The organism is Streptomyces sp. MRC013 (genome assembly GCF_023614235.1).
In the GTDB taxonomy this organism is placed as follows: Bacteria; Actinomycetota; Actinomycetes; order Streptomycetales; family Streptomycetaceae; genus Streptomyces.
Genome location: NZ_CP094264.1, coordinates 1317938 through 1330807, shown reverse-complemented (window position 1 = coordinate 1330807; position 12870 = coordinate 1317938). Strand labels below are relative to the sequence as shown.

Genomic DNA, 12870 nt, shown 5'->3' with positions numbered 1-12870 from the left:
CGCGACTACATCGAAGGATGCAGGACGGTTTCGTCACCGGCGACGACGCCCTGGGCGCGCCGCGGCGGCAGGCTGAGGACATGGTTGTCGCACTGATCGTGATCTGCGAGGTCGGTTTCTGGGTGCTGCTGGCGGCGGGCCTCACCGCGCGGTACGCGCTGAAGATGCCCCGTACGAGCGTGGCGCTGCTGCTGTGCGAGCCGCTCCTGGAGGTCGTCCTGTTCGTGGCGGCCGCCGTCGACCTGCGCGGCGGCGCCGAACCGAGCTGGCGGCACGGGCTGGCGGCGCTGTACATCGGCTACACCGTCGGCCACGGGCACCGGACCGTGAAGTGGCTGGACGGCCACGCCGCCCACCGCCTCGGCGGCGCGCCCCGCCCGGCCGGGCCGCCCCGTCACGGCACGGCCCGCGCCCGCCACGAGGGCCGCGTGTGGCTCGGCACCCTGGTCGGCGCGGTCGTCGCGACCGTCCTGCTCCAGGCCGCCGTCTGGTACGTGGACGACCCGAGCCGGGTCGGCCCGCTGCAGAGCTGGATGGGCGCGGCGTGGCGGACGGCGGGCATCCACGGGCTGATCGCCCTGTCCTACGCGATCTGGCCGAAGAAGGCCCCCGGGGAGAAGCCGGGGAAGGCCCCCGGGGAGAGGGAGAAGCCCGTCCGCACGGACGCCTGAGGTCCGCCCGCCGCCCCCGCCCGGCCGCCCCGGGCGGGGGCGGCGGGCGGGTGGGGGGTCAGCGTTCTCCGCCGGGTACCCACAGGATGTCGCCGACCTTCTTGTTCGCCGTCCGCGCCAGGATGCTGTGCTTTTCCGGGGGACGATCCCCCGGGCCCCGGGCGGGGGCGGCGGGTGGGGGGTCAGCGTTCTCCGCCGGGTACCCACAGGATGTCGCCGACCTCCTTGTTCGCCGTCCGCGCCAGGATGAACAGCAGGTCGGAGAGACGGTTGAGGTACGTGGCGGTCAGGGCGTTCATCGTCTCGCCGTGCACCTCCAGCGCCGCCCACGTGGAGCGCTCCGCGCGGCGGACCACCGTGCACGCCTGGTGCAGCAGCGCCGCGCCCGGCGTGCCGCCCGGCAGGATGAAGGAGCGGAGCTTCTCCAGGCCCTCCAGGAACCGGTCGCAGTCCGCCTCCAGCTTGTCGACGTACGACTGCTCCACCCGCAGCGGCGGGTACTGCGGGTCCTCCACCACCGGGGTCGACAGGTCCGCGCCCACGTCGAACAGGTCGTTCTGCACCCGGACGAGGACCTTGACGACCTCCTCCGGCAGGTCGCCGAGGGCGATGGCGGCCCCGATCGCGGCGTTCGCCTCGTTCGCGTCGGCGTACGCCGCGATCCGGAGGTCGGTCTTGGCGGTGCGGCTCATGTCGCCGAGCGCCGTCGTGCCCTTGTCGCCGGTGCGGGTGTAGATGCGCGTCAGATTGACCATGCGGCCAGCCTAGTTACGTACCGGCCCTCCGGAAGCCCCGTGTGCCGATCGCCACGGCCAGTGCCGTGCAGACGGCGGCGGTGAGCGTCCCGTACAGCATGTCCGCGCTCGTGTAGTCCCCGGCGTACGCCGACCGCACCGCGTCCACCAGGTAGCGCAGCGGCATCAGCCGCGACAGCAGGTCGAGCCATCCGGGCGCCAGCGTCATCGGCAGCATGAGTCCGGACAGCAGCATCGACGGCATGCTCACCGCGTTGACGAGGGGCCCGAACTCCTGCGGGGAGGAGGCCCGCAGCGCCAGCGCGTACGACAGGGACGCCAGGGTCACCGTCAGCGCGGCGACGAAGGCGAAGCCGACGAGGACGCCGCCCAGCGGCGCGCGCAACCCCATCGCCAGCGCCGCCAGCACCAGCAGGACCGCCTGGAAGACGAAGAGCGCCGCGTCCCGCAGGACGCGGCCGAGCAGCAGGGCGAGCGGGCTCACCGGCGTGGCCCGCATCCGCTCGACCACCCCCCACTGCTTCTCGAGGACGACCCCGAAGCCGGCGAACGACGCGCCGAACAGGCCGAGCTGGAGCAGCAGCCCCGGTACGAGCACCTGCCAGGAGTCCCCCCGGCCGCCGAGCGGCAGCCGGGTGAGCAGCGGACCGAAGAAGAGCAGGTACAGCAGGGGCGTCAGCGCGCCGAAGAGCATGTGGAAGCGGGAGCGCAGGGTCTGCCGGGCGCACCGCCCGAAGACCAGCGCCGTGTCGTGGAGCAGCAAGACGTCCTCCTAGACGGCGGTCGGAGCGGTGTCGGCGGGCACGGGGCCGCGCCCGGTGATGGCGAGGAACGCCTCCTGGAGCGAGGCGTCCGGCGAGCCCGCGTACCGCTCCTTCAGCGCGGCGGGCGTGCCCTCGGCGGCGACCCTGCCGCGGTCGGCGACGACGACCCGGTCGGACAGCTCGTCGGCCTCGTCGAGGTAATGGGTGGTGAAGAAGACCGTCGTGCCGTGGGCGTCCCGCAGGTGCCGCACGAGCCGCCACAGGTCCGCGCGGCCGGCCGGGTCGAGGCCGGTGGTGGGTTCGTCGAGGAACAGCACGTCGGGCCGGTGCACGAGGCCCAGCGCGATGTCCAGGCGCCGCCGCTGCCCGCCGGACAGCGCCGCGCAGGGCCGGTCGAGGAGGTCGGTGAGGTCCAGGTCGCGGGCGAGTTCGGCCGCGCGGTCGGCCGCTTCCGCCCTGCCCGCGCGGTGGAGGCGGCCCTGGGTGACCAGTTCCTCCCGCACCGGGACGCCCGGGTCGACGCCGCCGGACTGGGCGACGTAGCCGATCCTGCGGCGCACGCCGGCCGGGTCGGCGGCCAGGTCGCATCCGGCGACGGTCGCGGTTCCGGCGGTGGGGCGCAGCAGCGTGGTGAGCATGCGCAGGGTGGTGGTCTTGCCGGTGCCGTTGGGGCCGAGGAATCCGAGGATCTCGCCCGGCCGGACCGTCAGGTCGATGCCGCGGACGGCCTCCACGACGCCGCCGCGTCCGCGGAAGGTGTGGGCCAGCCCGGAGGCGCTGATGACTGCTGTTGACATGCCTACAGAAAACCAGAACGAAACCCAAATTTGCAACGTCACCAAATTTTCTGTCACCTCAGGAAGGGTAGGATGAGGCCATGGCGGAGGGACTCAGGGAGCGGAAGAAGAGGCGGACCAGGCAGCACATCTCCGACGTGGCCACGGGCCTCTTCCTGGAGAGGGGCTTCGACGCCGTCACGATCGCCGAGATCGCCGAGGCCGCCGAGGTCTCGGTCAACACCGTCTACAACTACTTCCCCGCCAAGGAGGACCTGTTCCTCGACCGCGGGGAGGACGCCGTCGACCGCCTCGCGCGCTGGGTGCGCGGACGCAGGGACGGCGAGTCGGCCGCCCGGGCGGTGCTGCGGGAGCTGCGCGAGGCCGTCGAGACCCTCTCCTACGCCGTCGGCCTCTTCGAGGGGCACGCCGACTTCATGCGCGTCGTCCTGGAGGCGCCCACCCTGCGCTCCCGCCTCTGGCGGATCCGGCAGGACGGCCTGAGGGAGCTGGAGCGCACCCTGCGCGCCGAGGTCGGCGCCCCGGACGGGGATCCCGTGCCCGCCCTGGTCGCCGGACAGCTCGACTGGCTGCATACCGCCCTCACGGAGTGGATCTCCGCCAGGATGGCGGGGCGCCGCGACCCCCGCGAGGTCTCCCGCGAGGCCCTCGCCCTCCTCGATGAGATGGAGGCGCTCCTGGGCGAACGGGTCCTCGCCTACGCACCGCGTCCCGCCTGAGGGAGCGTTCTCATGTGATGTCCGTCATCCGAGACGTGACGCGCATCTCTTCACCGCCCCGCGGACCCTCCCGGGCAGTAACCTCCCGCCGGAGAACCGAAAAGCGGACGCGTGTGAAGGGGATTGAACGTGGCCAGGAAGCTCGCCGTCATCGGCGCCGGACTCATGGGGTCCGGCATCGCGCAGGTCTCGGCCCAGGCCGGTTGGGACGTCGTGCTGCGCGACGTCACGGACGCCGCCCTCACCCGCGGCACGGACGGCATCAAGGCGTCGTACGACAAGTTCGTCTCCAAGGGGCGGCTCGACGCCGCCGACGCCGAGGCCGCGCTGGCCCGCATCACCCCCACCACCGACCTCGACGCCGCCGCCGACGCCGACCTCGTCGTGGAGGCCGTGTTCGAGAAGCTGGAGGTCAAGCACGAGATCTTCCGCGCCCTCGACAAGCTCGTCCGGGACGACGCGGTCCTCGCCTCCAACACCTCCGCCATCCCGATCACCAAGATCGCGGCGGTCACCGAGCGCCCGGAGCGGGTCGTCGGCACGCACTTCTTCTCGCCCGTCCCGATGATGCAGCTGTGCGAGCTCGTCCGCGGCCACAAGACCAGCGACGAAACCCTCGCCACCGCCCGCGGGTTCGCCGAGTCGGTCGGCAAGACCTGCATCGTTGTCAACCGCGATGTCGCCGGCTTCGTCACCACGCGCCTCATCTCCGCCCTCGTCGTCGAGGCTGCCAGGCTGTACGAGTCCGGCGTGGCCTCCGCCGAGGACATCGACACCGCGTGCAAGCTGGGGTTCGGCCACGCGATGGGCCCGCTCGCCACCGCCGACCTCACCGGCGTCGACATCCTCCTCCACGCCACCGGAAACATCTACACGGAGTCCCAGGACGAGAAGTTCGCCGCACCGGAGCTGATGCGCCGGATGGTGGACGCGGGTGACATCGGCCGCAAGAGCGGGCAGGGCTTCTACAGCTACTGACCGCACCCCGCCAAGCCGAGTTCGCCCTTCGGGGTGAAATCCGTATCGGTTCGCTCACAAAGCGCAACCGCTCGGGCGGCGCGGCGGTCCCTTGCTGCAGACAGAGAGACGTGACGGAACAAGAACGGCACTCCCGGGGAGCGCATATGCACATCAGGGGCGACCACACCGAGCTGGTCGTCGGGGGCCGCCTCGACGTCCGCAGCGCGGCGGACGCCCGTACGGTCCTGCACTCGGCCGTCGACGACGGAGCCGGCGACCTCGTGCTCGACCTGACCGGCCTCGACTCCTGGGACGCCACCGGGCTCGGGGTCATCATGGGCGCCCACCGCCGCGCCGGTCGCTGCGGCCGGCGCCTCGTCCTGCGCGGCGTACCGCCCCAGATGCAGCGTCTGCTGGTGGCGACCAGGCTCCACCGCATCCTCGCCATCGAGGGCGGCCTCGCCGCGGAGTCGCTCCCCCGCGTCTGAGCCGCGCCGGGAGCACGCCCCGCCCGGAGCGGCACGCGCCGCTCCGGGCCCCGTCCGGGGAGCGCGCCCGGTGCCCTCGGAGGCACGCACGGGCGCCGCCTCCGCCGCCGCGCTCCCGCCGTACGGGTGGGCGGGCCCCCGGCCCGCCCGCCGCTCCCCTCCGCGAGGGCGCGTTCGGCCCCGCACGGAGGAGCAAAACGCCCCAGGCGGCACCGGCCGCCCATACTCACAAGACCGTGACGTCTGGGGCGGCCGGCACCCCGACTGTTTCCCGCGGCCCGCGGAGCGTCTAGGGTTTCGGACGTCTGCCCATCGACGGACCCACACGGCGGGCACCGGACCAGAAGCGACACCGTGCGTGCAGATCGGCCGGGAGGGGTTTCGCCGCACCACGCTTTTGAGGGGCTTTCACCATGGACCCGATGCACCCGCGGCCGGACGACCACGGCCACGACACCACCGACGGCGCCGTCCGCCCGGGCGACGACGCCGGCCACCCGCGCGCATCCCGCGAGGACACGCCCGCCCCGCTCGGCGCCGGCAGGGCCCCCGCCCGCACCGCCCGGCTCGTCGCCGGCGACTTCCTCCTGACCGTCAACCCGGTCGACGGCAGCGAGATCGAGCCCTGCCCGCCCGGCCGCCAGCCCGAACCCCCCGCCCGCCGCACCCCCGAGCAGCGCGCCGACCGGGACCGCGCCGCCGCGCCGCCCGTCCCCGCGGGGCCCGCCGCCCCGCTCCCGCCGCTCCTGAACCGCGCCGAACAGCGCGAGCGGCTCGTACAGCTCCTCTCCCGCGGCCGTTCCGTCCGCCTCGTCGGTCCCCCCGGCTCCGGCCGCACCCGGCTCCTCGACGCCGTCGCCGCCGACTGCGCCGACCTCGCGCCCGACGGTGTGATCCGCCTCTCCGGCCACCGCCACACCGTCGGCGACCTCCTGTACGACCTCTTCGCGGCCGTCCACCACGCCCCGGGCCACCGCCCCGACAGGGCCGGGCTGCTCGCCCTCGTCCGCGAGATCGGCGCCGTCGTCCTCCTCGACGACCTGGAGTTCGGCGGCGCGGCCCTCGACGAACTCCTCGACGCCGCCCCCGAGTGCGCGTTCCTCCTCGCGGCCACCCCGGGCACGCCCGCGCCCTCCCCGGACGCCTCCGTCGAGGAGGTGGTCCTCACCGGCCTCGACCGGTCCAGCACCCTCGAACTCCTCGAGCACGCCGTCGACCGGCCCCTCAGCGACGAGGAGGCCAACTGGGCGGGCGACCTCTGGTTCGAGTCCGAGGGCCTGCCCCTCCGCTTCGTCCAGGCCGGCGCCCTGCTGCAGCAGCGCGACGCACTGCGCGCCCCCGCGGAGGACGGCGACGGGGCCCCGGCCGGGGAGGAGCCCGCCGAGGTCCGCGACGCGCCCCTGCCGAGCCTCGGCGAAGCCGCCGCCCCCGCCGCGCTGCTGGCCTCCCGGCTCTCCGAGGCCGCCCGCGAGACCCTCCGCTTCTCCGTCGCCCTCGGCGGGGAGGTCCCGCACCAGGCGCACCTCCCCGCCCTCATCGGGGACACCCACGCCGACGCCGCGCTCGGCGAGCTCCTCCGCTGCGGCCTGCTCTCCCCGGTCGGCCCGCGCCACCGCCTGGCCCCCGGCGTCGCCGAGCAGCTCACCGCAGACGGCTACGGCGAGGGCGCCCCGGCCCGCGCCCACACCACGGCCCAGCACTACGCCTGGTGGGTGGGTCACCCATCCGTCGCCCCCGAGCGGGTCGCCGCCGAGGCGGACGCGGTACTCGCCGCGCTGCACGCCCTCGCCTCCAGCCAGGAGGCCGGGCACGCCAGCACCGCCGTCCTCCTCGCCCGCAGCGCGGCGCCCGTCCTCGCGGCCGGCCTCCACTGGGGGGCCTGGGAGCGGGCACTGCGCTCCGGCCAGGTCGCCGCGCGGCTCGCCGGGGAGATCGCCGAGGAGGCGTACTTCCACCACGAGCTGGGCGTCCTCGCCCTGTGCAAGGGCAGTCTCGACCGGGCGCGCGCCGAGCTGGAGGCGTCCATCGCGCTGCGCGGCGCCCTCGCCGACAAGCGCGGCACGGTCGCCGGCCGCCGCGCGCTCGCCCTGGTGGCCGACTGCGAGCGGGGCGCCCGGCGGCCCTCCCCGCACGGCGGCCCGGCCGTGCCGCCGCCCGGCACGGGCCGCCGGGGAACCGGCCCCGGCGTCCCGGGCGGCGCCGGACCCGGGCGCGCGGGCTCCGGTGCGGAGCCGGGCGCCGCGAGCGGCCCCGCCGCGTCCGCACCGGCCGGCGCGGGCACCGCCCCGGCCCCCGCCGCGGGAGGCGGGTACGGCCCCACGGCCGGGTCCGGCGGCCGGACGGGCGGCACCGGCTTCGGGACGGGCACCGCCGCGGGGCTCGGCGCGAGCCCCGCCCCCGGTGCGGGCGCTTCCTCCGGCCAGGGTTCCATCGGGGCGGACTTCGACGCCGCGTACGGCGCCGTCGCCGCGGGCGCGGGCACCTCGGCACACGCGCACCCCGGCCGGGAGCGGCCCGCGCGCAAGGGGCCCCGGGGCCTGCTGCTCAGCGGCACCCGGCGCAATCTCGTCGCGGCCGGCGCGGGCGCCGTCCTCGCGGCGGTGCTCGGCACGGTCGTCACCCTCGGTGCGGCCTCCGGCGGCGGCGACGCCGACCCCGCCGACGACAGGGTCGTCACCGAGCACTCCTCCGACGTCGACGGCACCGGCGACGGCGGCGGCGGAGACTCCGGCGGCGAGGCACCCGGCACCGGCGGCACCACCGGGGCGCCCGGTGGTGGAACGCGCGGTTCCGCCACCGAGTCGCCGGACGACGGCCCCGGCTCGTCCGAGCGGCCCGGCTCGCCCGGCTCCACGGACGACGCCCCGACCGGACCGGCGACCGGCCCGTCCTCGCCGGGCGGCGGCACGACGTCCGGCGGCGCGAGCGGCGGCGGTACGGGCACCGGCGGCGCGAGCGGCGGCACGACGTCCGGCGGTTCCACCACCTCCCCGGGCACCACGGGCTCTCCGACCTCGGGCGGTTCGTCCACCTCCGGTCCCGGCCCCACGGGGTCCACGACGACCAGCCCGTCGCCCTCGGGTCCGTCGACCGGGACGCCCACGGGGAGCCCCGACCCGGGCGGTGACGCGGGCGGGACCACCGGTGAGAGCGGCAGCGGCAGCGGCGGCGGCTCCGGGGGGAGCGGAACCTCGTCCAGCGCCAGCGGCACCCTCGCGCCCGGCGGTCCGGCCCCCGGCGGTCCGGCCGCCTGACCCGGGTGCGGCCCCGCGGGGCGCGACGGCCCCGCACGGCGCGGCGCGCCCGGACGCGCGAAGGCCCCGGACGGCATCGCCGTCCGGGGCCGCGCGTACGCCCCCGATGCTTCTGACGGGCCGTCAGAAGAGGCGCAGCTTGTCGTCCTCGATGCCGCGCAGCGCGTCGTAGTCCAGTACCACGCAGTCGATCCCCCGGTCCGTCGCCAGCACGCGGGCCTGCGGCTTGATCTCCTGTGCGGCGAACACCCCCCGCACCGGCGCCAGGTGCGGATCCCGGTTCAGCAGGTCCAGGTAGCGGGTCAGCTGCTCCACGCCGTCGATCTCCCCGCGCCGCTTGATCTCGACGGCGACCGTGCCGCCGGCAGCGTCCCGGCACAGGATGTCGACCGGGCCGATCGCCGTCGGGTACTCGCGGCGGATGAGGGTGTACCCCCCACCCAGTGTCTCGATCCGGTCGGCGAGCAGCTCCTGCAGGTGAGCCTCCACACCGTCCTTGATGAGGCCCGGGTCCACGCCCAGCTCGTGGGAGGAGTCGTGGAACACCTCCTCCATCGTGATGATCAGTTTCTCGCCCGCCTTGTTGACGACCGTCCAGACGCCGGCGGAATCGCCCTCGCCCTCCTTGAGGGTGCACGGGGGCGACATCCAGTTGAGGGGCTTGTAAGCCCGGTCGTCGGCGTGGATCGAGACGCTGCCGTCCGCCTTGACCAGGATCAGGCGGGGGGCGGAGGGCAGGTGGGCCGTGAGCCGGCCCGCGTAGTCCACGGAGCAGCGGGCGATGACGAGACGCATGGTCGGCAACGCTACTGGACACACGTGGTTCCGCGCGATTCGGTGTCAAACGGCCGTGATTCCTTGGCCTGTTGTGGGTCAGTCTCCTGGTGCGGTTCGAACGGCGCGCCTACCGTGGACGCGGGAGGTCGCCACTCGTGCACTCAGCGTGTGCGCACGGGGGCTCCTTCTTCCCTGCCCGTAAGACCCCGCTCCCCGCGGGGTCGCGAGAGGAGAACCCATGTCGCTCGACGTCTCACCGGTCCTGTTGGAACAGGCCGAGCGAGGCGAGGTCGATGAAGCGGCTTTCGTCGACTGCGTCCGGACCTCCCTGCCCTTCGCATGGGAGATGATCAGTTCTCTGGTGGCCCGGCTGAGGGCGGACGGAGGGGCCTTCGCCGACAACCGGACGCCCCCGCCGGACGAGTACGCGCGCGGACAGCTGCTGCGCGCGCTGGCGAGTGACGCGATACGGGGGGCGCTGGAGCGCCACTTCGGCGTCCGGCTGGCCTTCCAGAACTGCCATCGCGTCGCGGTGTTCCCCCTGGACTCGTCGGCCGACGAGCGGCTCGCCCGCTTCACCTCCGTACGGGCCCAGCTGCTCAACCAGTCGCCGGGCCTGCGCGACTGCTGACGCCGTGCGCGTGTTGCCGCTCCGCACCGCTCCGCAGGAACGACGGGTGCAGGGGCGGCAGCAGGCCGGGCGGGTCCGGCTCCCGAGCCGCCCCGCCGGCGCCGGTACGGCTCACCGCAGCAGCGGAAGGACCTCGGTACCGAGCCGGCGCAGGTTCTCCTCCGTCGCCGCGACCTGCCCCGATCCCTCCGCCAGCAGCGCGAACCGCCCGATGCCCGTCCGCTCCGCGGTGGCGGCCAGCCGGTCCGCGGCCAGCCGGGGCGTCCCGACCGGGTGCAGCCGGCACAGCAGTTCCGTGTACGCGTACGGGTCCCGCATCGACCGGTGCCGGCCGTCCACGGTCACATGGGCGTCGAGCCCCTGGCGCAGCCAGCCCGGCATCGCCTTCAGCAGCGTCTCCGCCGCGTCCACCGCCCGGTCGGCGATCTGCACGACGCCCGCCGACACGTGCCGCCCGGCGGTCCTCGCCACCTCGTCCGGGCTGTGGCCGGCGGCGAGCGCCTCGCGGCGCCACAGGGCGGTGATCTCCGCCTTCTCCTCGTCCCCGCAGTGCATCCCGAGCAGCATGGGCAGGGCACGCTCCGCGGCGAGCCGGACGCTCCTCGGCGAGGTGCAGGCGAGGACCGTCTCGGGCGCGGCCGCCCCGTCGACCAGCTCGTCCGGCCGGGGCACGACCGCGACCTCCCGGAAGCGGTGCCGCTCGCCGTCCGCCCCGACGCGGTCCTCGCGCAGCCAGCGCAGCAGCAGGTCCAGCGACTCCGGGAAGTGCCGCTCGTACGCCTCCGGGCCCGTGCCGAACACCTCCAGGTCGACCCACGGCCCACCGCGCCCCACGCCGAGCGTGAACCGCCCGCCCGACGCGATGTGCAGCAGCGACGCCTGCTCGCCCAACGCGACCGGATGGGCCGTCGGCAGCACGCTCACCGCCGTGCCGACCCGGATGCGCCGCGTCCGGCCCAGCAGCAGCGCGGCCAGCGTGACGGCGGAGGGGCACACCCCGTACGGCACGAAGTGGTGCTCCGCGAGCCACACCGAGTCCAGCCCGGCCTCCTCCGCGACCTCCGCCGAGCGCACCGCGCGGTGCAGCGCCTCGCTGTGCCCCTGACCGGGAAAACCCGCCGCCAGCACGAAAGTCCCCACGCGCATCGCCCTGTGCCTCCTCGACCGCCGACGCCACTCTCCCCCCACCGCCGACAACGCCCGACCCGCGCCGAAGGCAACGGCACGCGGCCGGGTTCTTGCGATTTTCGGCTGACCGCCCCCGGCGAGGGGTCCGTCGCACGCGCGTTTGCGGTGTGCCGGGGCCGTCGCGAGGCCCTTACGCTGGACGGGACACCCGTCCCGTCCGCCCTGTGAGGTGTTCCGTGTCCCCGCGCCGCAACCGGCCCCACAAGAGGGGCGGAGAGAAGCCCCCCCGAGACCGGTGGCGGCGGTCGCTACGGCGGGTTCCAGCGGACGGAGGCCTGGCAGGGCGAGGAGTGGGCCGTGCGGGACGTCGCGGGGGCGGGCGCGCCGGGGAAGCGGTACCGCTGCCCCGGCTGCGACCAGGAGATCCCCTCCGGCGTCCCGCACCTGGTGGCCTGGCCCGAGTACGGCGGCGTGGACGACCGGAGGCACTGGCACCGGGGGTGCTGGAACGCCAGGGACCGCCGCACCACCCGGGTGCAGCGGTCCCGCAACGCCCCGCGCCGCTAGCGGTCTTCGCCGGGGTGCCGTGCCCGCGGCGGCGGCGGTGCGGGCACGGCGGTCCCCCCTCGCGGCACCCGGCGGTGCCGTCGCGGCGGGCGGTCGGGCGCGCACGGTGCTCGCCGGGCGGAACCGCGCGGCCGCGGCCGCCCGCGCGGGACGGGGCGGCCGTCCCCACGGGTGGTCCGCGGCCGTTCGCCGAGGGCCGCCGGTCAGCCGACGAGGGCGACCGGGGCGTCCCAGGCGTTGCGGTCGACGGTGATGGTGTGGCCGCGGCGGGTCTCCCTGCTGTTGGCCTCGTACTGGTGGCCGCGGCTGTGGCCGGTGTACAGCTTCGGGTCCCAGGGCCAGTCCCCGGTGGTGGTCTCCCGGCCGTTCCACAGGGCGTACCAGAGGTTGCCCGGCAGGTCCGTGCGGTCCTTGGCGGTGGCGATCGCCTTGGCGCTGGAGCTGCTGAAGCCGTAGAGGCCGGCGCGGTAGGTCTTGGCGCGCAGGGTCCTGGTGAAGGACCTCACGTAGGTGAGGGTGGCGTCGTTGCACGCCTTGTCGTTGACGTCGTACGACTCCATGTTGAGGTAGATCGGGCTGCCGGGCCTCATGCCGAGCGCCGAGGCCTTGGCGACCGCGTCGTTGGCGTTGCTCACCCCGACCGAGGCCGCGGTGGCCGCGGTGAACCTCTCCTTGTTCCTGCTCTTCTGGCAGGGCGGCTGGGCGCCGACGTACAGGGGGACGACCCGCCAGCCGAGCGCGTCGACCGACTTCACCCAGGACCTGGTCAGGTTGGGCTGGGCGCAGCCGCGGTTCTTGCCGCCGACGTAGACCGCGACGCCGCCGTAGTAGGCGTTCTTCTTCCACGCCCTCATCGCGGTGAGCGAGGGGGCGGCGCAGGTGTCGAAGGCCCGGCCCGTGTAGGTCTTCTGCGCCGGCCACGCCGGGGCGGCCATCGAGGTCTGCGCCGCGACCCCGGCGCCGGCCACGACGACGGCGCCCGTCGCCGCCAGTGCGATGTAGCGGTTCTTCCTGGACAACCGGTGCTTAGGCATTCCCCACCCCAGACGACGTGTCGGATCGGCCCCGGTGTTCCGGATCCCGCCGGGCCCGCCCGGATACGGGGGACCGGACCGCTCCGGGACCGGCGGGGACCCCGTGCGTCGGCTCCGGCCGCCGGTCGGGGCCGGAGTCGAGGGTAGTGGCTGGTCCCGTGTCCCTCGGGCGGGAGGTCCCCCGATGGCCGAAAAGGGGCTCCGGGCACCGGCGGTGGCCGGAGCCCCGCGCCCGTGACCGCGAACGGGGCCCGGCGGCTCGCGGACCGCCTCTCCTCCCCGCTCACCGGTACGCCCGGCGGCTCCCCGCACGGCCGTCGCGGCG

12 protein-coding genes and 1 pseudogene are annotated in these 12870 nt (G+C 75.2%); 7 read left to right on the top strand and 6 right to left on the bottom strand.

The genetic code is table 11. The features are described 5' to 3' along the window. Positions 1-80 precede the first annotated feature (80 nt). Positions 81-671, top strand: coding sequence for a hypothetical protein (locus LUW75_RS05830; RefSeq protein WP_250334661.1), 591 nt, complete (start codon positions 81-83; stop codon positions 669-671). A 182-nt stretch (positions 672-853) separates the two neighbouring features. Here LUW75_RS05830 and LUW75_RS05825 read toward each other — a convergent pair whose 3' ends face one another. The 3 genes from LUW75_RS05825 to LUW75_RS05815 are packed head-to-tail and all read right to left on the bottom strand — an operon-like array spanning position 854 to position 2987. After that, positions 854-1426, bottom strand: a complete 573-nt coding sequence (locus tag LUW75_RS05825; RefSeq protein WP_168439263.1) for a cob(I)yrinic acid a,c-diamide adenosyltransferase — start codon at positions 1424-1426, stop codon at positions 854-856. 13 nt (positions 1427-1439) lie between these two features. Beyond that, complete coding sequence (locus LUW75_RS05820; RefSeq protein WP_250334660.1) at positions 1440-2189, bottom strand: ABC transporter permease; 750 nt, start codon at positions 2187-2189, stop codon at positions 1440-1442. Positions 2190-2198: 9 nt separating this feature from the next. Continuing rightward, on the bottom strand, positions 2199-2987 hold the full coding sequence (locus LUW75_RS05815) for an ABC transporter ATP-binding protein (RefSeq protein ID WP_250334659.1): 789 nt from the start codon (positions 2985-2987) through the stop codon (positions 2199-2201). Positions 2988-3067: 80 nt separating this feature from the next. Here LUW75_RS05815 and LUW75_RS05810 point away from each other — a divergent pair, with 80 nt between their 5' ends. The 4 genes from LUW75_RS05810 (at position 3068) to LUW75_RS05795 (ending at position 8408) form a co-directional block, all read left to right on the top strand. Continuing rightward, on the top strand, positions 3068-3706 hold the full coding sequence (locus LUW75_RS05810) for a TetR/AcrR family transcriptional regulator (RefSeq protein ID WP_250334658.1): 639 nt from the start codon (positions 3068-3070) through the stop codon (positions 3704-3706). Between the two features lie 129 nt (positions 3707-3835). Then, positions 3836-4684, top strand: coding sequence for a 3-hydroxyacyl-CoA dehydrogenase family protein (locus LUW75_RS05805; RefSeq protein ID WP_250334657.1), 849 nt, complete (start codon positions 3836-3838; stop codon positions 4682-4684). A 146-nt stretch (positions 4685-4830) separates the two neighbouring features. Continuing rightward, positions 4831-5154: an STAS domain-containing protein gene (locus LUW75_RS05800; protein ID WP_149181181.1), complete on the top strand. Its 324-nt coding sequence runs from the start codon at positions 4831-4833 to the stop codon at positions 5152-5154. Positions 5155-5567: 413 nt separating this feature from the next. Further along, positions 5568-8408 carry an ATP-binding protein gene (locus LUW75_RS05795; protein WP_250334656.1) on the top strand — a complete coding sequence of 947 codons (2841 nt, stop codon included), beginning with the start codon at positions 5568-5570 and terminating at the stop codon, positions 8406-8408. Between the two features lie 123 nt (positions 8409-8531). Here the strand turns inward: LUW75_RS05795 and nucS are convergent, their stop codons facing one another. Further along, on the bottom strand, positions 8532-9203 hold the full coding sequence (nucS, locus tag LUW75_RS05790; RefSeq protein ID WP_250334655.1) for an endonuclease NucS: 672 nt from the start codon (positions 9201-9203) through the stop codon (positions 8532-8534). 220 nt (positions 9204-9423) lie between these two features. On the opposite strand from nucS, the gene LUW75_RS05785 reads away from it, so the two are divergent. Further along, positions 9424-9816, top strand: coding sequence for an SCO5389 family protein (locus LUW75_RS05785; protein ID WP_250334654.1), 393 nt, complete (start codon positions 9424-9426; stop codon positions 9814-9816). Positions 9817-9927: 111 nt separating this feature from the next. Here the strand turns inward: LUW75_RS05785 and LUW75_RS05780 are convergent, their stop codons facing one another. Further along, positions 9928-10962 (bottom strand): LLM class flavin-dependent oxidoreductase, encoded by a 1035-nt coding sequence (locus LUW75_RS05780; protein WP_250334653.1) that lies wholly within the window; start codon positions 10960-10962, stop codon positions 9928-9930. 218 nt (positions 10963-11180) lie between these two features. On the opposite strand from LUW75_RS05780, the pseudogene LUW75_RS05775 reads away from it, so the two are divergent. Next, positions 11181-11511: pseudogene (locus tag LUW75_RS05775) on the top strand (ATP/GTP-binding protein). A gap of 203 nt (positions 11512-11714) precedes the next feature. Here LUW75_RS05775 and LUW75_RS05770 read toward each other — a convergent pair. Further along, on the bottom strand, positions 11715-12545 hold the full coding sequence (locus LUW75_RS05770) for a glycoside hydrolase domain-containing protein (protein ID WP_250334652.1): 831 nt from the start codon (positions 12543-12545) through the stop codon (positions 11715-11717). Between the last annotated feature and the right edge of the window lie 325 nt (positions 12546-12870).